This is a genomic window from Bradyrhizobium sp. R2.2-H, from assembly GCF_004346455.1.
Taxonomy (GTDB): domain Bacteria; phylum Pseudomonadota; class Alphaproteobacteria; order Rhizobiales; family Xanthobacteraceae; genus Bradyrhizobium; species Bradyrhizobium diversitatis.
On record NZ_SMBR01000002.1, the window covers coordinates 595,744 to 619,767 of the forward strand.

At 63.8% G+C, this 24,024-nt stretch carries 19 protein-coding genes and 1 riboswitch; of the genes, 11 read left to right on the forward strand and 8 right to left on the reverse strand.

Annotated elements, in window-relative coordinates; all coding sequences use genetic code 11:
• The first annotated feature begins 110 nt into the window (after nt 1-110).
• The 3 genes from bamA (at nt 111) to fabZ (ending at nt 4,302) form a co-directional block, all read left to right on the forward strand.
• Nucleotides 111-2,651 carry an outer membrane protein assembly factor BamA gene (gene bamA / locus EDE08_RS06920; protein WP_131868200.1) on the forward strand — a complete coding sequence of 847 codons (2,541 nt, stop codon included), beginning with the start codon at nt 111-113 and terminating at the stop codon, nt 2,649-2,651.
• A 125-nt stretch (nt 2,652-2,776) separates the two neighbouring features.
• A complete protein-coding gene (gene lpxD / locus EDE08_RS06925; protein ID WP_131868201.1) occupies nt 2,777-3,844 on the forward strand; it encodes a UDP-3-O-(3-hydroxymyristoyl)glucosamine N-acyltransferase in 1,068 nt (355 codons plus the stop codon).
• A complete protein-coding gene (fabZ, locus tag EDE08_RS06930; protein WP_024341283.1) occupies nt 3,841-4,302 on the forward strand; it encodes a 3-hydroxyacyl-ACP dehydratase FabZ in 462 nt (153 codons plus the stop codon). The genes lpxD and fabZ overlap by 4 nt, the downstream gene beginning before the upstream one ends.
• A gap of 25 nt (nt 4,303-4,327) precedes the next feature.
• Here fabZ and EDE08_RS06935 read toward each other — a convergent pair whose 3' ends face one another.
• Entirely contained in the window at nt 4,328-4,651 is a 324-nt protein-coding gene (locus EDE08_RS06935; protein WP_131868202.1) for a KTSC domain-containing protein, read from the reverse strand.
• 176 nt (nt 4,652-4,827) lie between these two features.
• On the opposite strand from EDE08_RS06935, the gene lpxA reads away from it, so the two are divergent.
• Genes lpxA through lpxB form a run of 3 tightly spaced genes read left to right on the forward strand, consistent with a single transcriptional unit; the run spans nt 4,828 to nt 7,677 of the window.
• A complete protein-coding gene (gene lpxA / locus EDE08_RS06940) occupies nt 4,828-5,619 on the forward strand; it encodes an acyl-ACP--UDP-N-acetylglucosamine O-acyltransferase (protein ID WP_131868203.1) in 792 nt (263 codons plus the stop codon).
• Between the two features lie 19 nt (nt 5,620-5,638).
• Complete coding sequence (locus tag EDE08_RS06945) at nt 5,639-6,496, forward strand: LpxI family protein (RefSeq protein WP_165935736.1); 858 nt, start codon at nt 5,639-5,641, stop codon at nt 6,494-6,496.
• Nucleotides 6,493-7,677, forward strand: coding sequence for a lipid-A-disaccharide synthase (lpxB, locus tag EDE08_RS06950; RefSeq protein ID WP_131868205.1), 1,185 nt, complete (start codon nt 6,493-6,495; stop codon nt 7,675-7,677). The genes EDE08_RS06945 and lpxB overlap by 4 nt, the downstream gene beginning before the upstream one ends.
• Nucleotides 7,678-7,783: 106 nt before the next feature.
• On the opposite strand, the gene EDE08_RS06955 is transcribed toward lpxB, so the two are convergent.
• From EDE08_RS06955 to gltX, 4 genes are all read right to left on the reverse strand, one after another.
• Nucleotides 7,784-9,229 (reverse strand): PepSY domain-containing protein, encoded by a 1,446-nt coding sequence (locus EDE08_RS06955; RefSeq protein ID WP_245524715.1) that lies wholly within the window; start codon nt 9,227-9,229, stop codon nt 7,784-7,786.
• A gap of 2 nt (nt 9,230-9,231) precedes the next feature.
• A complete protein-coding gene (locus EDE08_RS06960; protein WP_131868207.1) occupies nt 9,232-11,505 on the reverse strand; it encodes a TonB-dependent receptor in 2,274 nt (757 codons plus the stop codon).
• Nucleotides 11,506-11,610: 105 nt separating this feature from the next.
• Nucleotides 11,611-11,805: riboswitch (cobalamin riboswitch) on the reverse strand.
• 410 nt (nt 11,806-12,215) lie between these two features.
• A complete protein-coding gene (gene gltA / locus EDE08_RS06965) occupies nt 12,216-13,520 on the reverse strand; it encodes a citrate synthase (RefSeq protein ID WP_131868208.1) in 1,305 nt (434 codons plus the stop codon).
• Nucleotides 13,521-13,666: 146 nt separating this feature from the next.
• Nucleotides 13,667-15,091 carry a glutamate--tRNA ligase gene (gltX, locus tag EDE08_RS06970; RefSeq protein ID WP_131868209.1) on the reverse strand — a complete coding sequence of 475 codons (1,425 nt, stop codon included), beginning with the start codon at nt 15,089-15,091 and terminating at the stop codon, nt 13,667-13,669.
• Nucleotides 15,092-15,234: 143 nt separating this feature from the next.
• On the opposite strand from gltX, the gene EDE08_RS06975 reads away from it, so the two are divergent.
• From EDE08_RS06975 to EDE08_RS06990, 4 genes are all read left to right on the forward strand, one after another.
• Nucleotides 15,235-16,911: a glutamine--tRNA ligase/YqeY domain fusion protein gene (locus tag EDE08_RS06975; protein WP_131868210.1), complete on the forward strand. Its 1,677-nt coding sequence runs from the start codon at nt 15,235-15,237 to the stop codon at nt 16,909-16,911.
• A 6-nt stretch (nt 16,912-16,917) separates the two neighbouring features.
• Nucleotides 16,918-17,304 (forward strand): YybH family protein, encoded by a 387-nt coding sequence (locus EDE08_RS06980; protein WP_131868211.1) that lies wholly within the window; start codon nt 16,918-16,920, stop codon nt 17,302-17,304.
• 122 nt (nt 17,305-17,426) lie between these two features.
• Entirely contained in the window at nt 17,427-17,660 is a 234-nt protein-coding gene (locus tag EDE08_RS06985; protein ID WP_024341296.1) for a DUF2171 domain-containing protein, read from the forward strand.
• A 141-nt stretch (nt 17,661-17,801) separates the two neighbouring features.
• Nucleotides 17,802-18,869: a site-specific integrase gene (locus EDE08_RS06990; protein ID WP_131868212.1), complete on the forward strand. Its 1,068-nt coding sequence runs from the start codon at nt 17,802-17,804 to the stop codon at nt 18,867-18,869.
• 648 nt (nt 18,870-19,517) lie between these two features.
• On the opposite strand, the gene EDE08_RS06995 is transcribed toward EDE08_RS06990, so the two are convergent.
• Both EDE08_RS06995 and EDE08_RS07000 read right to left on the reverse strand, forming a co-directional pair.
• Complete coding sequence (locus tag EDE08_RS06995; RefSeq protein WP_131868213.1) at nt 19,518-19,778, reverse strand: hypothetical protein; 261 nt, start codon at nt 19,776-19,778, stop codon at nt 19,518-19,520.
• 221 nt (nt 19,779-19,999) lie between these two features.
• Nucleotides 20,000-20,926 (reverse strand): IS1595 family transposase, encoded by a 927-nt coding sequence (locus EDE08_RS07000; protein ID WP_131868214.1) that lies wholly within the window; start codon nt 20,924-20,926, stop codon nt 20,000-20,002.
• Between the two features lie 147 nt (nt 20,927-21,073).
• Between EDE08_RS07000 and EDE08_RS07005 the strand changes: the two genes are divergently transcribed.
• A complete protein-coding gene (locus tag EDE08_RS07005; RefSeq protein WP_131868215.1) occupies nt 21,074-23,353 on the forward strand; it encodes a ComEC/Rec2 family competence protein in 2,280 nt (759 codons plus the stop codon).
• 124 nt (nt 23,354-23,477) lie between these two features.
• Here the strand turns inward: EDE08_RS07005 and EDE08_RS38240 are convergent, their stop codons facing one another.
• Nucleotides 23,478-23,912 carry a hypothetical protein gene (locus tag EDE08_RS38240; protein WP_165935735.1) on the reverse strand — a complete coding sequence of 145 codons (435 nt, stop codon included), beginning with the start codon at nt 23,910-23,912 and terminating at the stop codon, nt 23,478-23,480.
• Nucleotides 23,913-24,024 lie beyond the last annotated feature (112 nt).

Consider the following 24,024-nt stretch of genomic DNA (forward strand, 5'->3'; position numbering starts at 1 on the left):
CGGCCGTTTGCGCCGTCGGTGAAATTGGCTACAAGCGGCCTGAACTTGGGGAATCTCCAGACCGGCGTTGGGGTTGGGTCTGGCAGGGAATGATAAGGGCGCGTTGCGCGATGAAGTTTGGACTGCGACTCCGGGGGGGCTTGCTCGCAACCCTGATCATGTTCGGCGCGCCGGTGATTGCCCCGGTTGGGGCTGTTTTCGTGTCTTCGTCTGCATTCGCTCAGACCGTCCAGTCGATTTCCGTCGAAGGAAATCGACGAGTCGAGGTGGAGACGATCCGCTCCTATTTCAGGCCGGGTCCGGGCGGCCGTCTGGATCAGGCTGCCGTCGACGACGGCCTCAAGGCGTTGATCGAGACCGGCCTGTTCCAGGATGTCAGGATCAACCGCGGCCCCGGCGGCCAGATCATCGTCTCCGTGGTGGAAAATCCGGTGATCGGGCGCCTCGCCTTCGAGGGCAACAAGAAGATCAAGGACGAGCAACTCTCAGCTGAAGTCCAGTCCAAGGCGCGCGGCACCTTCTCCCGCGCCATGGTGCAGTCCGACACGCTGCGAATTGCCGAAATCTATCGCCGGTCCGGCCGCTACGACGTGCGCGTCACGCCCGAGATCATCGAGCAGCCGAACAATCGCGTCGACCTGATCTTCGTGATCGAGGAGGGCGCCAAGACCGGCGTCAAGTCCATCGAGTTTGTCGGCAACAACGCGTTCTCGTCCTATCGCCTCAGGGACGTCATCAAGACGCGCGAATCGAACCTGCTGAGCTTCCTCGCCAGCGGCGATATCTACGATCCCGACCGCGTCGAGGCCGACCGCGACCTGATCCGCCGCTTCTACCTCAAGAACGGCTTCGCCGACGTCCAGGTCGTCGCCGCGCTCACCGAATACGATCCGGAGAAGAAGGGCTTCAACGTCACCTTCAAGATCGAGGAAGGCGCGCAGTACCGCGTCGGCGCGGTCAACTTCCGCTCGAGCATTCCGAACTTCGATCCAACCTCGATGCGCGCCTATTCGCGCGTCAATGTCGGCTCGCTTTACAACGTCGAATCGGTCGAGAAGTCGGTCGAGGAGATGCAGATCGAGGCCTCGCGCCGCGGCTATGCCTTCGCCGTGGTCCGGCCCGGCGGCGACCGCAACTTCGAGGCGCACACGGTGTCCGTCGTCTTCAACATCGACGAGGGCCCGCGCACCTATATCGAGCGCATCAACCTGCGCGGCAACACCCGCACGCGCGACTACGTGATCCGCCGCGAGTTCGACATCTCGGAAGGCGATGCCTACAACCGCGCGCTGGTCGACCGTGCCGAGCGGCGCCTGAAGAACCTCGACTATTTCAAGAGCGTGAAGATCACGACCGAGCCGGGCTCGTCGAGCGACCGCGTCATCCTGATCGTCGACATGGAAGAGAAATCGACTGGCGACTTCTCGATCTCGGGCGGTTACTCCACCACCGACGGCGCGCTGGCCGAAGTGTCGGTCTCCGAGCGCAATCTGCTCGGCCGCGGCCTGTTCGCCAAGGCGTCGGTGACCTATGGCCAGTACGCCCGCGGCTACTCGCTGTCGTTCGTCGAGCCGTACCTGCTCGACTACCGCGTCGCGCTCGGCCTCGACCTCTATCAGCGCGAGCAGCTGGCCAACAGCTACATCTCCTACGGCACCAAGACGCTCGGCTTCTCGCCGCGCCTCGGCTTCTCGCTGCGTGAAGATCTGGCGCTCCAGCTGCGCTATTCGATCTACCAGCAGGAAATCACGCTGCCGAGCTACCTGGCGAACTGTAACAACGTGCAGTTCCTGCCTGATGGCAGCGCGAATCCGTTGTTCAACCCGAGCCCGGCCTTTGCCAATGCCAACGGCATCAGCCTTGCGTCGACGAACGGCCTGGGCTGCTACAACGATGGCGAAGCCTCGCTGCCGGTGCGCAAGGAGCTTGCCAACGGCAAGACCCTGACCTCAGCGCTCGGCTATACGCTCACCTACAACACGCTGGACAACAACAAGAACCCCACCGACGGTCTGCTCATCGACTTCCGGCAGGATTTCGCCGGCGTCGGCGGCGACGTCTCCTATCTGAAGACCGTGGCGGACGGAAAGTATTACACTCCGCTGGTGTCGGACATTGTCGGCATCGTCCGTCTCCAGGGCGGTATTCTGACCAAGGTGGGCAGCGACCTGCGCATGCTCGACCACTTCCAGATGGGCCCGAACCTCGTCCGTGGCTTTGCCCCGAACGGCATCGGCCCGCGCGACCTGAATCCCTTCGGCACCCAGGACGCGCTCGGCGGCACCAAGTACTGGGGTGCTTCGCTCGAACTGCAGATGCCGTTCTGGTTCCTGCCCAAGGAAGTGGGTCTGAAGGGTGCGGTCTATGCCGATGCCGGCGGCCTCTTTGATTACCAGGGGCCAACGAGCTGGACCACGACCAACGAGGTCAATGCGCCCGGCTGTATCCCGTCGACGATCAATCCGTCATCAGCGGGCACCTGCACCGGCCTCGTGTTTGACGACAGCAGCGTGGTCCGCACGTCGGTCGGTGTCGGCCTGATCTGGCAGTCGCCATTCGGTCCGCTGCGGTTCGACTACGCCGTGCCGCTCACGAAGGGCAAGTATGACCGCACGCAGGAGTTCCGGTTCGGCGGCGGCACCACGTTCTAGTTCGATCAGCACGGCACGATCCGGATCACTGGAGCCGGTTTCCGAAAGGGATCGTGCCAATCCAAGACATGAGGCATGATGCGGCCAGACCGCTTCATGCCGAAGCCGGACCGCGACGGGGTGGAATGGCGCAGCCGATCTTCTTCACGAAACCGCCTGCCACAGCGCTGGCCGATATCGCCACGCTGACCAAGGCGCAGCTGGTCGACCCCGAAAGGGGCGGCCATGTCATTACGGGCCTCGCGTCGCTCGACGAAGCCGGCCCGATGCATCTGGCATTCTTCGACAACCTCAAATATGCCGATCAGCTCAAGGCAACCAGGGCTGGCGCTTGCCTGGTCAGTCCGCGTTTCGAGGCGGAGGTGCCCGGACATGTGGCCGTGCTGCGGGTGGCGCAGCCGTTCCGCGCCTTCGTCAGGATCGCGCGGGAATGGCACGGCGACGCGCTGCGGCCGCAATCCTGGGTCGGCAATGACGGTATCGCGCCCTCGGCGATCATCGATCCCTCGGCCCGGCTCGAGGACGGCGTGATCGTCGATCCCCTGGCCGTGATCGGCCCGGACGCCGAGATCGGCAGCGGCACGGTGATCGGCGTCGGAGCGGTGATCGGCCCCGGCGTCAAGATCGGCCGGGACTGCAATGTCGGTGCCCGCACGGCGATCCAGTGCGCCCTGATCGGCAACAACGTGCTGATCCATCCCGGCTGCTCGATTGGCCAGGACGGCTACGGCTTCATCTTCTTCGGCCCCGAGGGCCATCTGAAGGTGCCGCAGACCGGACGGGTGCTGATCCAGAACGATGTCGAGGTCGGCGCCAACACGACGATCGACCGCGGGTCCTTGCGGGACACCGTGATCGGCGAGGGGACCAAAATCGACAATCAGGTCCAGATCGGCCACAATGTGACGATCGGCCGGCACTGCCTGCTGGCGGCCCAGATCGGCCTCGCCGGCAGCCTCACCATCGGCGACAACGTGGCGCTCGGAGCGAAGGTTGGCATCAACAATCACCTCAAGATCGGCGACGGGGCTCAGGTCACCGCCATGAGCGCGGTGAAGGACGACATTCCGCCGGGCGGTCGCTGGGGCGGGCATTTCGCCAAGCCGACCAAGCAGTGGTTCAAGGAGATCATCGCGGTGGAGCGCCTGGTACGCGACAGCAAGGCCGATCCGAAGGACGAGGGACGGGAATGACGGCGGAATCACCTGTTAAGTTCGAGCTGGTGGATATCAACGCGATCCTCCAGACCCTGCCGCACCGTTTTCCGATGCTGCTCATCGACCGCGTGATCAACATCCGCGCCGATTACAGCGGCATCGGCATCAAGAATGTCACTTTCAACGAGCCGGCGTTCCAGGGGCATTTCCCCGAGCGGCCGGTCTATCCCGGCGTCATGATGATCGAGGCGATGGCGCAGACCGCGGGTGTGATCGGCATCAAGTCGGTCGAAGGCACCGAGAAGCCGCGGGCGGTGTATTTCCTCACCATCGACAAGTGCAAGTTCCGCAAGCCGGTGCTGCCCGGCGACACCATCGAATATCACATGCGCTCGCTCGGGCGCCGCAAGGCCATGTGGTGGTTTCACGGCGACGCCAAGGTCAACGGGCAGGTCGTCGCGGAGGCCGACGTCGGCGCCATGCTGACGGACTGAGCGGCCAAGTGCTCCCGCAGGCACTTCAGGCGGGACAATCGTAGCGGCTGCCGGCCGTCCCGCGCCTGATATTCTGGTTGAAGAACTGGCCCATGGACGGCGCGCCCAGGAGGCGTTCGACCGTGTCGGCCGTCACGCCGCAATAGCGGTCATAGGCGCCGTGGCTCGCGACGACGAGATCCTGCCGCGCGCGATCGTAACAGACCCGCTGAAGCACCGTGCTCCTGGTGATGTCGCGGCACTCGAACGTGCCGAGATCGATGAGCCGGCGTTCACCGGTCTCGACCGTCTCGGACACGATCGATGTACCGGCGAGCTGCACAAGCAGAAGGACCAGAGCCCTGACCACGATAGTTGAAGCTCCGCATGAACGTGTTGATGATCCGGCCCGACCCCTTCATCCGGCACTTGAAATACGCCGAGATGATACGTCACTGGACAGATCGGGCAAAGTCGCGCTAACCACCGGAAAACCAAGCGACTTCAACATATAACCAGACCTTCTTGACGAGTAAGATTGGCTTGATGAGCAAGATTGATCCCACCGCACGGATCGCGGACGGCGCCGTGATCGGCGAGGGCACCGAGATCGGACCCTATTGCATCATCGGCCCGAACGTCGTGATCGGCGCGAATTGCCGGTTGATCGGACAAGTCACCGTCATCGGCCACACCTCGCTCGGCGATGGCTGCGTGATCTCGCCGTTCGCGGTGCTTGGCGGCGCCCCGCAGGATCTCAGTTATAAGGGTGAGCCGACCCGGCTCGAGATCGGTTCTGGCTGCACCATCCGGGAAGGTGCGACGATGAATGTCGGCACCATCAAGGGCGGCGGACTGACGCGCGTCGGCAGCGGCGGCTACTTCATGAACAACAGCCATGTCGGCCATGACTGCGTGGTCGGCGACAACGTGATCTTCGCGACGTCAGCAACACTCGGCGGGCATTGCGAGATCGGCGATGCCGTTTACATCGGCGGCCTGTCTGCGGTGCACCAGTTCACCCGCATCGGCTCCTATGTCATGGTCGGTGGTGTCTGCGGTGTGCGCGACGACGTCATCCCCTATGGGCTGGTCAACGGCCAATATGCGGTGCTGGAGAGCCTCAACCTGATCGGCATGAAGCGTCGCAAGTTCACCAAGCAGCGGCTCGCGACCGTGCGCGCGTTCTACCAGAAGCTCTTCCACGGGGCTGGCACGTTCGCCGAGCGTCTGGAGGCGGCGCGTCCGCTCGCTGGCGAAGACCCCGCGATCGCCGAAATCCTCGACTTCATCGGCAAGGGCAAGCGCCCGCTCTGTCTTCCCGCCATCGCGAAGTGAGTTCGGGATGGCCGCGGACATGACATCGGCGGCTCCGGAGATTTCGTCGCCGGTCGGCATCGTCGCCGGCGGCGGGGCCATGCCGTTCGCGGTCGCCGAGTCGCTCGCCGCGCACGGCATCACGCCGGTGCTGTTTCCGCTACGCGGGGCCTGCGATCCCCAGCGGGTGGAGAAGTACCGCCATCGCTGGATCTCGGTCGGCCAGCTCGGCCGCGCGATGCGGCTGTTCCGCGAGGAGGGGTGCCGCGACCTGATCTTCATCGGGACGCTGGTGCGGCCCTCGCTGTCGGAGATCCGTTTCGACGTCAAGACGCTGCGCCTGCTCGGCAACGTCATCCGCGCCTTTCGCGGCGGCGACGATCATCTGTTGTCCGGTGTCGGCCGCATCCTCGAGCAGGACGGCTTTCGCATGGTCGGCATCAAGGACGTCGCACCGGATCTCCTGATGCCCGAGGGCTGCATCAGCCGCGCATGGCCGAGCGACAACAGCAAGGCCGACATCGAGCGCGGGCGCGCGGTGCTGACCGCGCTCGGTCCGTTCGACATCGGCCAGGCCGCGGTGGTGATCGACGGCCATGTCGTGGCGGTCGAGGACATCGAGGGCACCGACGCGCTGCTCGCCCGCGTCGCGCGGCTGCGTGAGGAGGGCCGCATCCGCGCCGCCACGGGCCGCGGCGTGCTGGTGAAGGCGCCGAAGAGCGGCCAGGATCTGCGCTTCGACCTGCCGACGATCGGCTCGCGCACGATCGAGGGCGTCGCGGCCGCCGGCCTTGCGGGCATCGCCGTCATCGCCGGCAACACCATCGCTGCGGAGCCGCAAGCGATGATCGCGCTTGCCGACGCAAAATATCTCTTCATCATCGGCTTGCCCGCGTGATGCAGGGGCGCGATCCCATGCGCAAGATCTTCCTGATCGCCACGGAGGAATCCGGCGACCGGCTCGGCAGCGCCTTGATGAAGGTGCTGCGCCAGCGGCTCGGTGACGGCGTGCAGTTCGTCGGCGTCGGCGGCCGCACCATGGCGCGCGAGGGGCTCGAATCCTTGTTTCCGATCGAGGAGCTGTCGATCGTCGGCTTTGCCGCGGTGGTGCAGCAATTGCCGAAGATCCTGCGGCTGATCCGAAAGACCGCTGACGCCGTGGCCGAGGCCGCGCCGGACGTCCTCGTCATCATCGACAGCCCCGACTTCACCCATCGCGTCGCCCGGCGCGTGCGTTCGCGCAGTCCGGGAATCCCGATCGTCGATTACGTCTCGCCGCAGCTTTGGGCGTGGCGGCCGGGCCGCGCACGAACCATGCTCGGCTATGTCGACCATGTGCTCGGCCTGCTGCCGTTCGAGCCGGAGGAATACCGCAAGCTCGGTGGGCCGCCCTGCAGCTATGTCGGTCATCCCCTGATCGAGCAATTGTCCTCGCTGCGGCCGAACGCAGAGGAGCAGAAGCGCCGCGCGGGCACGCCGCCGGTGCTGCTGGTGCTGCCCGGCAGCCGCCGCAGCGAGATCCGGCATCACCTCGACGTGTTCGGTGCGACGTTCGACCGGTTGCAGGCGCAGGGGCGCACGTTCGAGCTGATGCTGCCGACCATGCCGCATCTTGAAGCCACCATCCGCGAGGGCGTCGCGAATTGGCCGGTCAAGCCGGAGATCGTGATCGGGGAGAACGAGAAGCGTGCCGCCTTCCGTATCGCCCATGCGGCGCTGGCGAAATCCGGCACGGTGACGCTCGAGCTCGCGCTGTCGGGCATTCCGATGGTGACGGCCTATCGCGTCGGCGCGATCGAGGCGTTCATCCTGCGCCGCGCGATCCGTGTCTCCTCGGTAATCCTCGCCAATCTCGTCATCGGCAAGGATGTCATTCCCGAATATTTGCAAGAGGACTGCACGCCGGAGAAACTGGCACCTGCGCTTCGGGACTTGCTGACGGAGTCTCCGCTGCGCCGGCAGCAGGTCGAGGCCTTCGCCCGGCTCGATCAGATCATGTCCACCGGCAACACATCGCCGAGCGTGCTCGCCGCCGACATCGTGCTGGCGACTATGTGCAAGGGGCGGCGAACGAGTTAGGCGGACGCCGTCAACTGTCTGCTTGCGACGGCCCAGCGGAAGCTCAATTGGCTCACAATCAACGGCTGATGAACCGAAGCCGACATTTCCGATAGTCTGATTTGCTTCAATGGCGCAGATAGCGCCAGCCGACGACGATACCGCTCACAGAGACGACGGTGCCAAGGATGGACAGCAGCCACACCACAATGTCCCAGGCCGGGCGATGCATCAGAAGCAATCGGAAATCGAAACTGTGCAGCGCGTTGAACAGCCAGCGATAGGTGCGACGGCTGTTGTCGGCGCGGCCGATGACGTCGCCGGTGACAGGGCTGATGTGAAACCATGTTTTTGCGTCATCATCAAACACGGCGCGCAGCACCGGCAACTCGCGGTCGTGATGATGCGCGTACCAGTAAGAGTCGTGTTCTTCGAGCACCCTGCGCTCCGCCAGGCGGGCTTGCGGCAGCAGCTTCGCTGCGGCGGTCCAAAGGCGATCCTGCGGGATTGCGGTCGTCTGGCCCGACGTCACATCCAGCGGCCTCTGCGTGCCATCACGCGATGCGACGATCATCATCGGGCTGCCATCGAGCCAGACGAAGCGCGCTTCGACCGCGGGGGATTGCGGCGTCGGCAGCTTCGTCGCAATCGTCGGCGCATCATGGGCGGCATAGCGTTGCAGCACCTCGCGGCTAGTGTTGCGGCTTGCGAAATATTCGCCGGGGTTGAGCGAAAGCCAGCCGGAGAACATCCAGGTCAGCACGAAGATGCCCGCGATCAGGCCCGTGACGTGGTGCCACGCCATCCAGCCACGATAGGGCGTGATCCTGCCGCTCGCATAGCGCCGCTTCAGCCGCACGCGCAGGATGCCGATCCAGATGCCGGTGACGCCGACGATGAGGCAGATGCCGGAGATCCAGAGCACGACGAGCCGCCACAGCGGGCCATCCTTGCGCAGCACGGTCGGGTAGATCCAGTGCGGGATCGAGCCGAGCCAGTTCCAGGTGCGTTCGGTGCGGTTGGTGTCGAGCGCGATCTCCCCGGAGCGCGAGGAGACATAGAGCCTGGTGCCGGCATCGTCGCCGAGCGCAATCAAGTAGAGCGGGCGCAGTGGATCGTAACGCGCCGTTACGCTCCATTGGTCGCGATCGACGATCTCCTCGAGACGCGGTGATCTGCTCGCGGGATGATGTTGCGCGACGGCGAGCGCCTGCTGTTCGGAAACACCCGTGATGACGCGGCCGTCGGCTGCAGAGATCGCCTGCCGCTTGCCCTCCCAGCCGGTGATACGATACACCGGCTCGTCCGCCAGCATGGACAGCCGGAGATCGCGCGGATAGTGGGTGGCGCCCGCCGCTTTCATCGCGTCGTCCGGCGACAGCGCCACTTTCGCCCACTGCATGTCAGGGAGCGCTGCCAGCCTCTCCTTCTCGGAAAGGCTCGGAAAGGCGACGTACATCATCACCACGCCCGATATGAACCACATAGCGAAGAACAGGCAGGTGACGATGCCGACCCAGCGATGGCCGATATACAGCCACCGCCGGAGGACGCGTCTCAGGGAGCGTGCCACGCTCAGAACTTCACGTTGACCGCGAGCTGCGCCGTGCGCGGCATGCCGAGCAGCCATTGGTTGGTGCCGCCCGACGTGGTGTAGACCTCATCGAACAGATTGTAGACGCGGAACGACACGGTGGTGTTGAGATCGGGCTTCCACTGCACACCGGCATTGACGACATTATAAGCTGGGCGCGTCACCGTGTTGGCATTGTCCGCATAGGTCTTGCCGACGATCTGCACGCCGGCATAGGCCGACCAATTCGGCGCAAAAGCCCAGGTCGCCCAGATGTTGGAGACGGTCTGCGGGACGTTGACCGGTACGTTGCCGGCATAGTTCACGGCTACGCCGCCAACCGACTGCACGAAGTCGTCATACCTCGCGCGCAGGAACGCGGTGTTGGCATCGATCCGCCAGCCGTAATCGAGCAGAAATCCGACCGTTGCTTCGACGCCGCGCGATGATTGCTGGCCGACCTGGACGGTCAGCGAAGGAATGTTGGGATCGCGGGCCAGCAGGTTGTTCTTCACGATCTCGTAGCCGGCCAAGGTCCATTCGCCGCGGCCGCCCCAAAACGATTGCTTCACGCCGATCTCGATCTGCTTGCCGGTGGAGAGATCGAAATTCCTGTTGGCGGACGAGAGTGAGATGATCCCTCCGACCGGATCGACCGCGGTGGAATATTGGCTATAGAAGGCGAGATCCTTGACGGGCGTATAGACCGCACCCGCGCGCCAGGTCGTCGAGGAGAACGATTTTTCAAAGCTGTTCGCGGGCACCCGATAGTCGGTGCGCGTGACCGTCGGCTCATCCTGACGGATGCCGGCAATCAGGGAGAGTTGCTCTGTGACCGACAGCCTGTTCTCGGCAAATAGAGCGTACTGGTTGGTCACGCTGCCGTAACCGGGAGTCGTAGCGTTCGTGCTGTTGAACACGCCTGAAACGACGTTGTACGGGTTGACGGATGACGAGCCGCCGTAGGGCGAATTGTTGATGTGGGTGAAATTGATGCTGTTGACGTCAAAGCCTGCCAGGAACTCGTTGGCCATCCCGAAAACATGCCCGCGGAACTTCGCATCCATGCGATTGCCGACCTGCTGCTGATCGTGAAAGATCTCGATGTAATCGCTGCGGTTGATCAGGCCGGTGGCGGGGTCATAGGCGTAGCTCTCGACGTCCTTCCAGTGACGCTTGGAATTCAGGTAGTAGAGCGTGTTGTGGATGGAGATTCCATCGGCGACCTGCCAGTCGGTCTTCACCTGGTTCCAGCTGTCCTGGTAGCGGATGTGGCTGTCGCTGACATTGTAGTTCTTGAAGCGTAGCGACTCGTCGAGCCTGCCGTTGATCAGCGGCGTGCCGAAGTAGCGCGACGGGTTGCGATCACCGTAATCCGTGGACAGCGTCCAGGTGACGTCTTCGTTCTGCCTGACCTGGACCACGGCATGAAGCGCGACGTTCGAGGTGTTGTCGCGATCGACCCATCCGTCCGACATGTTGCCGGTGGCGGTGATGCGATAGGCGACGTCCTTGCTGATCGGACCGCCGCTGTCGACCGCAATCCGCCGCTCCATGTTGGTGTCCAGCGAGATCTCGGCCTGGTTGCGCGGGATCCACAACGGCAGTTTCGACACGATGTTGATGGCGCCGCCGACCGCACCCGCGCCATACATCACCGATGCAGGGCCGCGCAGCACCTCGATACGCTCGGTCGACCAGGTGTCGAACGGAAAGGTCACCGTGCCGGCGCCGATATAGAGCTGAGTCCCGTCGTAGAGCGTCATCACGGAGCCGAGGCCCGTAAAGCCGCGGGTATTGAACGAGACGCCGCCGTTGCCCGGCGCCGGGCTCGCGGTGAAGCCGGTGGCGTTTTGCGTCACCGCGTCCAGGATGCTCTGCTGGCCGCGTTCGGCGATGGTTTCAGCCGAGATCACCTCCACGCTGGCCGGCGTCTGCAGGCGCGTCAGCCCAAGCCGGCTGCCGGCCGTGCTCGCTCCGGTGAGGTTGAGCGTCGGTGCGGCGAACGCGGGTCCGGCCGGGCTCGCGGTCGGAGCCCGCGCGTCGACGGACGCGCCGCGTTGCTGGCGTGAGCGCACAGCGCGCATTGCGTCCCTGCTTCGATTGTTGCTGGCATTCGGTTGCCTCTCTGGCGGCTGCACCACCACGGGGTCGAGCGATTGGGCCGGCCCTGCGGACTGTGCCCAGCCCTCGGTCGACAGCACGAGACAGGAGAATGCAACTGAACGGAGCAACGCGCGGCGATGGCGCGGGGAGACAATGGTACGGGAGGTCATCGATTGGCTCGCGATAACGTGGCACGTCACCGCGAACGCAGTCTGGTCGCTGCCCCGAAAGACGGCTACCCACACCCACCAGGACACCCCGCCCAATGTGCTCGCGTGTGACCACGACTGACGGCAGGTCTCCTGGCTCGCGGGTCGTTGCCTGTCGCCGCCTTCCCAAGCCCGCGGGCCCAGTGGCATTTGGCGAAGGCTCACCGCTTACAGTTGCGGGGGCAGCCACGGCGTTGGGGCATCCCCGCACCGTATTCCCTATTGATCTCCCGAGGGAGAACCGTCGCAATCACACTAGTTTCTTTTGCGAAGGACTGTCAACTAGCCATCTGCTGAGGCAGACAGCGGCGCGGACCCGAGGAAGAAGCCCTCCGCGAGGCCGGCGTCAATTCCAAAGCAGGCCTCGATGTCCACGAGTTTGCAAGGCACGAACAACGGCGCTGCGCCCGCCGCTGCAGACACGTCGTCGATCGGCGCTCGGTCTGCTCTCTGGTCGATGTTGAGGAGAGGGCGACGCGCGCTCTGTTCGAAGGCCCGTACGAAGGCGCCGCAGCAAGTGCGCGACAACAACCGGTCTCGTCGCGTGGGCAATGCGAAGCGTGCCAACGGGTGAAGGGTACGCTCCCACATTCGCTCTGCGAGCACCGTCACGAACAAAAACGGCGCCATCCTGGGATGGCGCCGTTTCGTGAGCCGTACCGGCTCAGGTCTTACTTGCGATCGCCGATCGGCACGTAATCGCGCTTGGTCACGCCGGTGTAGAGCTGGCGCGGACGGCCGATCTTCTGCTGCGGATCCTCGATCATCTCGCTCCACTGGCTGATCCAGCCGACGGTGCGGGCGACGGCGAACAGCACGGTGAACATCGAGACCGGGAAGCCCATCGCCTTCAGCGTGATGCCCGAATAGAAGTCGACGTTCGGGTAGAGCTTGCGGTCGATGAAGTACTGGTCGCTGAGCGCGATCTTCTCGAGCTCCATCGCCACCTTCAGCATGGGATCGTCGCCATGGCCGGTCTCCTTGAGCACGGCGTGACACATCTTCTGCATGATCTTGGCGCGCGGATCGTAGTTCTTGTAGACGCGGTGACCGAAGCCCATCAGGCGGACTTCGGAGTTCTTGTCCTTCACCTTGGCGATGAACTCGGGGATCTTGTCGACCGTGCCGATGTCGTAGAGCATGTTGAGCGCGGCTTCGTTGGCACCGCCATGCGCCGGGCCCCAGAGGCAGGCGATGCCCGCCGCGATGCAGGCGAACGGGTTGGCGCCGGAAGAGCCGGCGATGCGCACGGTCGACGTCGAGGCATTCTGCTCGTGGTCGGCGTGCAGGATGAAGATCTTCTCGAGCGCGTCGGCGAGCACGGGGCTCACCTTGTAATCCTCGCAGGGCACCGCGAAGCACATGTTCAGGAAGTTCTCGGCAAAGCCCAGCGAGTTCTTCGGATAGATGAAGGGCTGGCCGACGGTGTACTTGTAGGCCATCGCCGCCAGGGTCGGGATCTTCGCGATCATGCGCATGGAGGCGATCATGCGCTGCTTCGGATCGTTGATGTCGGTCGAGTCGTGATAGAATGCGGCGAGCGCGCCGACGGCCGCAACCATGATCGCCATCGGATGGGCATCGCGGCGGAAGCCCTGGAAGAAGCGGGCCATCTGCTCGTGCACCATCGTGTGATGAGTCACGCGGTGGTCGAAATCCCTTTTCTGCGAGGCGGTCGGCAGGTTCCCGTAGAGCAGGAGATAGCAGGTCTCCAGGAAGTCGCCATGCTCGGCGAGCTGCTCGATCGGGTAGCCGCGGTATTCCAGCACGCCAGCGTCGCCGTCGATATAGGTGATCTTGGACTGGCAGCTCGCGGTCGACGTGAAGCCCGGATCGTAGGTGAACAGGCCGGACTGGCCGTAGAGCTTACCGATATCGACGACATCGGGCCCGACGCTGCCGCTGAGGATCGGAAGCTCGTAGTTCTTGTTTCCTACCGTCAGCGTAGCGGTCTTGTTGCTTGGTTTTGCGTCCATCGTAGGTCCCCGATGTGTGGTGAAACGGGCCGGAGCCGGAGGCCCCTGGGAAGATCATGGGGGCAGGCCGGAAGTTCCAGAATGTACGGGGGAGATGGGTATATTATTGCTGTGTGCGCTGCAAGATCGCCGCACGCATGATCGACTTACGTCGTAGACTGGTCTTTGAGGCGGCCAAGGCTCTCCTGGCGTCCCAGCACGTCCAAAACCTCAAATATACCAGGCGACGTCGTCCGCCCGGTAAGCGCCGCCCTCAGCGGCTGGGCAACGGCGCCGAGCTTGAGACTGTTTTCCTCGGCAAAGGCGCGGAGCGCGGCCTCCGTCGCGGCGCCGCTCCAGGTCTCGACTTTCTCCAGCGCGGAATGAAGCTGGCCGATCAGCTTGCGGTTCTCGGGCGTCAGCTGCGCCTGCGCCTTGGGATCGAGCGCCAGCGGCCGGTCGGCGAAGATGAAATGGGCGCCGTCGATCAGCTCGATCAGAGTCTTGGCGCGCTCCTTCAGGGCCGGCATGGCCTTGAGGAGCTGTGCGCGCGTGGTGTCGTTCAACTTGGCCTTGAGCTCGCTGCGTCCGGGCACGTGGTCCAGCACATCCTCGAACATCTTCACGAGTGCTTGATCGTCGGCATGGCGGATGTAGTGACCGTTGAGGTTTTCCAGCTTGGCGAAATCGAAGCGGGCGGCAGCGCGGCCGACACTGGCGAGGTCGAATGCCGCGATCATCTCCTCGGTCGAGAAAATCTCCTGGTCGCCATGGCTCCAGCCGAGCCGGACGAGGTAGTTGCGCAGCGCCGCCGGCAGATATCCCATGGCGCGGTAGGCATCGACACCGAGCGCGCCGTGGCGCTTGGACAGTTTCGAGCCGTCCGGGCCATGGATCAGCGGGATGTGGGACATGCTGGGCAGCGCCCAGCCCATCGCATCGTAGATCTGCTTCTGCCGCGCGGCGTTGATCAGGTGGTCGTCGCCACGGATCACATGGGTGACGCCCATGTCGTGGTCGTCGACCACCACGGCGAGCATATAGGTCGGGTTGCCGTCGCCGCGCAGCAGGACGAGATCGTCGAGGTTCTCGTTCTGCCAGACTACGCGGCCCTGAACCTGATCCTCGATCACGGTCTCGCCGGTCTGCGGCGCGCGCAGGCGGATGGTGGGCTTCACGTCGCTCGGAGCCGTCGCGGGATCGCGGTCGCGCCACATGCCGTCATAGAGGCGGGTGCGCCCTTCGGCGCGCGCCTTCTCGCGCATGGCGGCGAGCTCCTCGGCCGTGGCGTAGCAGCGGTAGGCCTTGCCGTCGGCCAGCAGCTGCTCGGCGACCTCGCGGTGGCGGGCGGCGCGGGCGAACTGGTAGATGACCTCGCCGTCCCAGCCGAGCTCCAGCCATTTCAGGCCGTCGAGGATGGCGGCGATGGCGGCCTCGGTGGAGCGCTCCCGGTCGGTATCCTCGATCCGGAGCAGCATCTTGCCGCCGTGCTTCTTCGCATAGAGCCAGTTGAACAGCGCCGTGCGGGCCCCCCCGATATGAAGGAAGCCGGTCGGCGAGGGAGCGAAGCGGGTGACGACGGAATCGGTCATTCTTGGCAGGGCCTATGCATTGGAGGCGGTGGTGTATAGCAGGACCGGAGCATAACTAAAGCCCGACGGCGGAGATGCTAGGCCTTGGCTCAGCCACGCGAATTTGGCAGAAGGGCCGCTGATTTCCCTACAGGATTTTCGTGATGACAGAACCGGTGGCGACTGAGGTTGGGCGCGATTTCATTCGTGACATCGTCCAGGCCGACCTCGATCAGGGCAAATACAGGGAGATCGTGACCCGGTTCCCGCCGGAGCCGAACGGCTATTTGCACATCGGCCACGCCAAGTCGATCGCGCTCAACTTCGGCATCGCCCAGGAGTTTCCGGGTCGCTGCCATCTGCGCTTCGACGACACCAACCCGGTCAAGGAGGAACAGGAATATATCGATTCCATCCAGGCCGACGTGCGCTGGCTCGGCTTCGACTGGGGCAAGAACCTGTTCTTCGCTTCGGATTATTTCGACCGCCTGTATGAATGGGCGGAACAGCTGATCCGTGACGGGCTCGCCTATGTCGACGACCAGACCCAGGAGGAGATCCGCCTCTCGCGCGGCACGCTGACCGAGCCCGGCAAGAACTCGCCGTTCCGCGACCGCAGCGTGGACGAGAACCTCGACCTGTTCCGCCGCATGAAATCAGGCGAATTCCCGAACGGCGCGCGCGTGCTGCGGGCCAAGATCGACATGGCCGCAGGCAACATCAATTTGCGCGACCCCGTGCTGTACCGCATCCTGCATGCGCATCATCCGCGCACCGGCACCAAGTGGAGCATCTATCCGAGCTACGATTACGCGCATGGCCAGTCGGACGCGATCGAAGGCATCACGCATTCGATCTGCACGCTGGAGTTCGAGGATCACCGGCCGCTGTACGACTGGTTCATCGAGAAGCTGCCGGTGCCGTCGAAGCCGCACCAGTACGAATTCGCGCGGCTAAACCTGACCTACACGCTGCTGTCCAAGCGCGTGCTGACCCAGCTCGTCCGCGACGGCCATGTCGCGGGCTGGGACGATCCGCGCATGCCGACCATGGCGGGCATGCGCCGCCGCGGCGTGCCGCCGGCCGCGCTGCGCGAATTCGTCAAGCGCATCGGCGTCGCCAAGGCCAACAGCGTCGTCGACGTCGGCATGCTGGAGTTCTGTATCCGCGAGGAGCTTAACCGCACGGCGCAGCGCCGCATGGCCGTGCTGAAGCCGCTCAAGGTCGTGATCGAGAACTATCCGGAAGGGCAGACCGAGGAGCTCGAGGCGATCAACCATCCCGACGATGCCGGCGCCGGCACGCGCAAGATCACGTTCGGCCGCGAGCTCTACATCGAGCAGGACGACTTCATGGAGAACCCGCCGAAGAAGTTCTTCCGCCTGTCGCCGGGCAACGAGGTGCGGTTGCGCTACGCCTATTTCGTCAAGTGCACCGGCGTGATCAAGAACGATAAGGGCGAGGTGGTGGAGCTGCGCTGCACCTACGATCCCGCGACCAGGGGCGGCAACGCGCCCGACGGCCGCAAGGTCAAGGCGACCATGCACTGGCTGCCGGCGGCTGCCTCGAAGCCGGCGGAGATCCGCATCTACAACCAGCTGTTCGCAAATCCGAGCCCGGATGCTTCGAACTTCGCGGCCGACCTCAATCCGAATTCGCTGGAGATCCTCACTGAGGCGCGGGTCGAGGCTTCCGTTGCGGAGAGCAATTCGACCGCGCCGATGCAGTTCGAGCGCCAGGGCTACTTCGTGCATGACAAGGACTCGACGCCGGGCAAGCCGGTGTTCTCGCGCACCATCGGCCTGCGCGACACGTTCGCGAAGGAAGTCGCGAAAGGTTGATGCGCAATGAGCAGCGAAGCCGACGCCATCGTTTCCGCCGTCATCGCGAAATGGTGCGCCGGCTTTGCCAAGCTCGACGCCGCCGCGCTGTCGTCGCTCTATGCGAAGGACGCGTTCTTCTTCGGCTCCAACCCGAAACTCTATCGGGGCAGGGGCGGCGTCGCTGACTATTTCAACGGGCTGCCGCGGTGGCGCAAGCCGAGCGCGGCCTTTTCCGACGTGCAGGCGGCGCAGGCCGGCCCCGATCTGATCAACATGGCCGCGACCATCGCGTTCGATCTCGCCGGCGAGCGGGACGATCTCGTCGTCAAGATGAGCTGGGTCCTCATTCGCGAGGATGGCGACTGGAAGATCGTCAATCACCACGCCTCGTCGCAGGCTCCGCTGATTTAGCGGTCGCGCGATTCCATTGGTGTCGTCATTCCGGAGCGCGACGAAGTCGCGAGCCCGGAATGACAGAAAATGCGAACCGAAACTCCGTCCGCGCGTTGGGGTGGGTCCAACAGGAGCCCACCATGCAGAACATCGCAGAACATATGGAAGTGATCGGCGCCGACGGCGTCCATGTCGGCACCGTCGATCGCGTCGAAGGCAACCGCATCAAGCTGACCAAGAAGGACAGCGGCGAGGGCAGCCACAAGGGTCACCATCATTTCATCGACAAGGGCCTCGTTGCCGACGTCGAAGGCAACAAGGTCCGGCTGTCGGCCAAAGCTTCGGTCGCGGTGACGATGGAAGAGGAAAAGTAGCGCGCTACGCCGCCTGTTCCCGATCTGTACCGCTATTCGCGCGGCGATTATATACTTGGCACCACAGCCGCTATAGGTGGCCTCACCACTGTTGTCCGCGCTCTTGACCGATCCGTGGTTGCCGGCCTATAAGCTGGAACCATGGATCGCGAACCCCAGCCCACCTTTGCCTCTCTGGAAGAGGAAGAAGCCGCCCTTCGGGCGCGGCTGGAAAAGATTGCGCAGTTCAAAGCGCTGGCTCACGAACTCAAAATTCCGCTAGCAGCCGTGGGGATCACGACGGGGTCGCCGGTCATTGGTAACCCCTCCTTAACTATAAACTCCTCCCCCAAGCATTGCTTCGATGGGACCATTGCCGGGCTAGTGAAATGCTATCGCGCCGATGAGCGATCACCCTATTTCAAGCTAAAGCACAAGGTCCGGAATGGGTACGACGGCAACCTCAACAAGATCGTTTCTGACTTCGGGCACTATGAAGTCGAGGGTCTGACTGCCGACAGGATCATGGGTTTTTACCACCAGTGGGCCGAAGGCGGTAAGATCGCCATGGGCCACGCTCTAGCGGCCAAGCTGCGACTTCTGTCGGGCTTCGGAGCAACCACCTTAGGCGACGCCCGCTGCATCCCTTTCGCTCACATTATGCGGACGCTGCGCTTCCCGGCCGCGCAGGCGCGCTTGGTGCCGATGACGGCCGACTACGCTACGGCTGTACGCCGTAAGGCCCATGAGATCGGTTGGCCGTCGATTGCATTAGCGCAGGCCATTCAGTTTGAATTGAAGCTGCGTCAGGTCGATGTCATCGGCGAGTGGATTCCGCTTTCAGATCCGACGCCCTCGACCATCGTATGGGGCAACGAAAAGTGGGTTCGCGGGCTGCGCTGGTCAGACGTGGACGACAAGCTGATTTTGCGCTTCACCACTGTAGACAAGGTCAAACGGAAGATTCCGCATGAGGTTGATCTAACCAAGTTGCCGATGGTGCTGGAAGAGCTCGAAAAGCTTCCGGCCATGCCGACATCAGGTCCGATGATTATCTGCGAGGCAAACGACCGCCCGTATTCCGGAAATGAGTTTCGGCGGAAATGGCGGCTCGTCGCCAACAAGGCCGGCCTGCCGGACAACATTCGCAACGCGGACAACATCCGCGCTGAAGCGAGGCCTTCCCAAGAGGCTCTTGTCTTACCGTGGCAAAACAAAACGGCGGGCTAGGCCCGCCGTCTGAAATCCGTCTGCATGAGGCCGTGACACTGATGCAGAGGGGAATGTCTGGGTGCGACCCCGGGCATAAGCGGCGCGAAACGGGGCGGTCACGGTAAGCCCCGAAAGGAGGTTGTTATGCAACCACCATAGTGTAGGCGTGGCGCTGCATCGGTCTAGCCCACTGATGCGGCGTCACGCCGATACTATAGGTAAATCCTTGGAAAAATGCAAGGAATCCTGTGCGCAAACCACGGCCGGACGACCAGTATAGTGAAGCCGAAGCTCAGAAGCGCTTCGAGGATGCGCTTCACGGTGCGCTCATAACCCCGGCCAAGCCGCTGAAGGAAAAGCCGAAGGTTCGTAAGCCAAAGAAGAAAAAGCCCGGGAAAGCCCGCGCTAAACACTAAACCAGGGGGATTTAACGCCTAAGCGACGGTCTAGGTATCCAACCATCGAAGGCACCAAATACTCCATCTGACCAACGCCCACCACGACGACAGACTTGCCGTTTGGCAGGCGCAATTTGGTCAGGGAATGTGGCGCGCCGCTTTGATCGACGGCGTAGCCACTTTGAGCAGTACCGTTATGGTTGGTACGTAGCCAATCTATGTAAGCGCCTAGTTGCGGATGCCCGCCAAAGGGGAAGGCGCTCATAGGCTAGGCGCACAAGGCCATTTCATAGGTCATGCCGTCTGTCCGGCCGTTCTCGCTAAAGCCAGACTTCCGGTCCCAAAGCTTAAAAAAATGTTCGGGAGCCTTCGGCAGCGATTCCAGGTCGTCTTCGGCAGTGAGGGCTACATGCATGCGCGAGCGCACAGTCTCAAGGTCGGGGCCTTGGACACACACGTCATGGTCAAGGCACTGAGCAACCCACTGCTCTGCCTCTTTAAACACTACAACCTTCAATCCGTCCGACATGGCTTCACCCTCATTCTGGGGTTGTCTTCTCAAACAAGCGGCAACGCGTCAATCCGCCGTGAGTTGCATTAAGGAAGTCTAAATAGACAGCATTGCTGACATATTCAAGCCTTCCACCTGTAACCCTAGATACTTAGTCGCGCAATGTCTTGCGTCGTTTTGTCGAATTTATTTTGGCACGTTTGCGCAAGATTCGGCGAGCTACGCGTGATAGATCGCGCTCAGTTAGCTTGCCGGTACGTCAGACGCTTGCCAGCCGCGCCTTTGACGGCAAGGTCCGCACGTTCTCCGTCGCCAATTCCGAGCGCAACGCGGTTGCTGTAACGGAAATCAAACTCAGCCAAATAGCGGTGCAAGTGCTTCTCAGAACAGTGCTGATACACGCCCTTCATTCCGCGCTTGAAGATGCTGTAGTAGCCCTCAACCGTGTTCGTTGAGATCACCTTGTCACCTTCACGGCGGACGTATTCGTCCTTGCTGTGGGTGACGGTCGAGTGGTCGAGGCCGTCAGCTTCCGCGATGTACTTGTACGAATAGTGCTCGTCCGTCATCAACTGAGCTTCCCGGCTCAAGTTCTCGCGGATGATCGGCATCAGATCGCCAACGCGCACGCCGTCAACGTGGAAGCTGCGAGCAGAACCGCCGCGTTCCACCAGCGTCAAGACGACGTTCTTATTCGACCACGCGCGGCGGCCCGTCTTGGGCTGGCCTTCTAGAAACCCATAGAAGGTCTCATCGGCTTCCACGACCTTGCCGCCTTCGCCCATAGGGGCAAGCAGGCCGCCCGCGCGCATTGCCTCGCGGATGCGATGGGTGAGAAACCAAGCCGTCTTGTAGGTCACGCCAAGCGCACGGTGGAGCTGGTGGGAGCTGATGCCCTTCTTGCTGGACGCCATCAGATAGAACGCCTGTAGCCAGACGTGCAGCTTGATATGGCTGCTTTCCATCACGCTCTTGGTCGTGACGGTGAAGTCCTTGCGGCATTCCTTGGAGGCGCAACGATAGACGCCCGGCTTTTTCTTGTTTTCGTAAGACTTCCCGACCGTGCCGCAATGCGGGCAAACGCGCTCAGCGCCCCAGCGGATCGCCTCAAGATAGGCGCGGGCCGCTTCGTGGCTCTGGAAGTGCGGCGCGTTGAACTGAGACATGGTTTGTTCTCGGGTCGCGGTTTGTTCGTGATCTATGTCAAGGAATCTATCCCTTGCGTTTTGTGGTGTCAAGTATATAATCGCCATTCGCGCAGTCGCACGTTCCAGTAGCCTCCGTACCCGTCGCGTATCGTAAGGTGCAGGGGAATGGCGGAGGCGGGCCGGCCAGTACGCTCCCAGGGAGTTGCCGGGACGTGGCCGGTCGGCCGCACTGCGCCCGCCGGCGGCTTTGTCCCGGCGGGCCTTGGCATCTGGCCGGCAATCGTCGGAACGCTGCGCGAATGGGCCCGCGCCGAGGCCGGCCCAGGCCGGTTGCTTCCCTGGGTGCCGGTCGCCTTCGGTGGCGGCATCGCGCTGTATTTCGCCGCCGATCATGAGCCGGTGTTGTGGGTCGTTGCCGCGACGGCGGCCGTTCTCGCGCTTGGCGCGGTCCTGCTGCGACGGAGCCGGCTGTTTGCCCTGGCGATCATGATCGCGGCGGTCGCGGCCGGTTTTGCCGTCGCGACCTGGAAGACGGCGCGCATCGCCCACACCGTGCTGGCCAGGCCGCTCTATTCGGTGTCGCTGTCCGGCTTCGTGGAGGCGCGCGACATCCGCGAGCGCACCGATCGCTTCGTACTGCGCGTCAGCGCGATGGAAGCGCAGCGCAGCGACGTCAAGCTCGAGCGCGTGCGCCTGTCGGTGCGCAAGGGCACTGCGCCCGAGGTCGGAAGCTTCGTGCAATTGAAGGCGCGGCTGCTGCCGCCGATCTCGCCGGTGCGCCCCGGCAGCTACGATTTCTCGCGCGACATGTTCTTCCAGGGCATCGGCGCCTCCGGCTTCGTGATGGGCGCGATCACGGCCGCGCCGCCGCCGGATGCCGTCGGCTTGCGGCTGCGCTACGCGGCTTTCATGCAGGGCCTGCGCGATGCGATCGATGCCCGCATCCGTGCGACGCTCGAAGGCGACAATCGCGCGATTGCGACCGCGCTGCTGACGGGGCGGCGCGACGCGATCACCGCGCCCGTCAACGACGCGATGTTCGTCTCGGGGCTCGGCCACGTGCTGTCGATCTCCGGCTATCACATGGCGGTCGTCGCCGGCGTCGTGTTCTTCGCGGTTCGCGCCCTGCTGGCGCTGATTCCGGGGCTGGCGGCTGGCTTCGCCATCAAGAAATGGTCGGCAGCCGCGGCGCTTGTTGCAGCTGCGTTCTACCTGCTGCTGTCCGGCGCCGAGGTCGCGACGCAGAGATCGTTCTTCATGACGGCGGTGGTTTTGATCGCCGTGATGGTCGATCGCCGCGCCATCACGTTCCGGACGCTGGCGGTGGCCGCGCTGATCGTGCTCGCCGTCGCGCCGGAGGCGCTGGTTCATCCGAGTTTCCAGATGTCCTTTGCGGCAACGCTCGGGCTGGTGGCGCTGGTGCAGATCGGCATGCCGAACCTGCTGGCATCGCCCGATCATTCCGCAACGGCGCGGATCGCGCTGTGGGGCGGCCGCGAGATCGCGATGCTGTTCCTGGCCTCGTTGATCGCGGGGCTTGCGACCACGCCCTATGCCGCCTTCCACTTCCACCGCGTGACGCCATACGGCGTGCTCGCCAATCTCGGCGCGATGCCGGTGGTCTCGGCGATGGTGATGCCGGCGGGGCTGCTGGGATTGCTCGCGGCGCCCTTCGGGCTCGACGGCGCGTTCTGGTGGCTGATGGGGATCGGCATCGAGTGGATGGTTGCGGTCTCGCGCTGGGTGGCGGCACTGCCCGGCGCAGTCGGCCGCATTCCCGCATTCGGGATCGCGCCGCTGATCGCGGCGAGCCTCGGGATCATCGTGATGGGGCTGTTGCGCACGCCCCTGCGCTGGTCCGGTGCCCTGGTGCTGCTTGCCGCGATCCTCTGGGCGATGTCGGTGCGGCAGCCCGACATCCTGATTGCCGGGGATGGCGCGAGCGTCGCCGTGCGGGGCCGGGACGGGCGGCTGCATGTGATCCGCGCCAGCAAGGATGGCTTCCTGCTGAGGGAGTGGTTGGCCGCCGATGCCGATCCGCGCGATGCCGGCAGCGCCTCGCTGGCCGACGGTGTGTCGTGCGACGAGTCCGGCTGCGTGACGCCGCTCGCGGATGGACGGCTTGTCGCGTTGGCGTTGCGCATCGACGCTCTGGCTGATGATTGCAGGCGCGCCGCGCTGGTGGTGACGGCGCGGCCCACGCCGCCCGATTGCGCGGCGATGGTGGTCGACAGGCCACGGCTCGCCAGTCAGGGCGCGCTGGCTCTGACGCAGAGCGGTGACGGCTTCTCGGTTCGGGCGGTGAGGGCGAGAGGCACAAGCCGCCCCTGGCTGCCGGCCGGCGCCGGCGAGGGGGATTTCGACGGCAGCCTTGCGCCGAAGACGGCCGTGGCCCGCAACCGGGACGCAACGCCATCGGAGACGGACTTGCAGGCGGACGATTGAGGAGCGATGCGGGGAAGGTCGATCCGACGGGATTTCGCAGGACGCAAACCATACCATCTCGCCGGCCTCGGCCGGCGATGGCATTTCATTCCAGGCCCACGACCATCGGCCGGGGGCGACGACGTCAGCCGATCGGCAGGCGCGTGATCGTGGACCGCGTGTCGGCGACGGTCTGCGGCTTGTGCTCGCGTTCGCCAACCGGCTGGGTCACCGGCAGCTGCAGCACGGTCGCGCGCTGGCCTTCGACGAGCTGTGTCACCAGCACGTATTTTCCGTCGGGGAATTCGATCGCGTCATGATGGCGGTCGGGAATGTGCGGGTCGATCTTGCCGAACTTGCCGACGCGGGAGTTCACGGTGCGCGTCCAGATCCAGCGATTGTCGTAACGGACGTTGTCGGCGAAAGCGAGCTCCGTTCCCGGCAGCAAGCAGACAGCGACGGAGAGATCGGCTTCGGAGGCGAAGCCGCGCGTCGAGGTGCCACGGAAGGTTGTCGTGACGATCGTCTCGCCGACTTCGGCGGGGCGCGTCGCGACAGCATGCAGGCTGTAGTCACACATTGGGTGCTCCTCATGCGAAGATAGCAACCCGCACCTCTTTTGGAGGCGCAGGCCTCTATCAGGGTGGAAGCACGCAACGCTCTGCTTCGTTGTAGGCAAATCTGCGGCTGGG

Coding starts and splice junctions, on each gene's coding strand:
- bamA (WP_131868200.1), top strand. CDS start 111: ATGAAGTTTGGACTGCGACTCCGGGGGGGCTTGCTCGCAACCCTGATC.
- lpxD (WP_131868201.1), top strand. CDS start 2,777: ATGGCGCAGCCGATCTTCTTCACGAAACCGCCTGCCACAGCGCTGGCC.
- fabZ (WP_024341283.1), top strand. CDS start 3,841: ATGACGGCGGAATCACCTGTTAAGTTCGAGCTGGTGGATATCAACGCG.
- lpxA (WP_131868203.1), top strand. CDS start 4,828: ATGAGCAAGATTGATCCCACCGCACGGATCGCGGACGGCGCCGTGATC.
- EDE08_RS06945 (WP_165935736.1), top strand. CDS start 5,639: ATGACATCGGCGGCTCCGGAGATTTCGTCGCCGGTCGGCATCGTCGCC.
- EDE08_RS06960 (WP_131868207.1), bottom strand. CDS start 11,505: ATGACCTCCCGTACCATTGTCTCCCCGCGCCATCGCCGCGCGTTGCTC.
- gltA (WP_131868208.1), bottom strand. CDS start 13,520: ATGGACGCAAAACCAAGCAACAAGACCGCTACGCTGACGGTAGGAAAC.
- gltX (WP_131868209.1), bottom strand. CDS start 15,091: ATGACCGATTCCGTCGTCACCCGCTTCGCTCCCTCGCCGACCGGCTTC.
- EDE08_RS06975 (WP_131868210.1), top strand. CDS start 15,235: ATGACAGAACCGGTGGCGACTGAGGTTGGGCGCGATTTCATTCGTGAC.
- EDE08_RS06980 (WP_131868211.1), top strand. CDS start 16,918: ATGAGCAGCGAAGCCGACGCCATCGTTTCCGCCGTCATCGCGAAATGG.
- EDE08_RS06985 (WP_024341296.1), top strand. CDS start 17,427: ATGCAGAACATCGCAGAACATATGGAAGTGATCGGCGCCGACGGCGTC.
- EDE08_RS06990 (WP_131868212.1), top strand. CDS start 17,802: ATGGATCGCGAACCCCAGCCCACCTTTGCCTCTCTGGAAGAGGAAGAA.
- EDE08_RS06995 (WP_131868213.1), bottom strand. CDS start 19,778: ATGTCGGACGGATTGAAGGTTGTAGTGTTTAAAGAGGCAGAGCAGTGG.
- EDE08_RS07000 (WP_131868214.1), bottom strand. CDS start 20,926: ATGTCTCAGTTCAACGCGCCGCACTTCCAGAGCCACGAAGCGGCCCGC.
- EDE08_RS07005 (WP_131868215.1), top strand. CDS start 21,074: ATGGCGGAGGCGGGCCGGCCAGTACGCTCCCAGGGAGTTGCCGGGACG.
- EDE08_RS38240 (WP_165935735.1), bottom strand. CDS start 23,912: ATGTGTGACTACAGCCTGCATGCTGTCGCGACGCGCCCCGCCGAAGTC.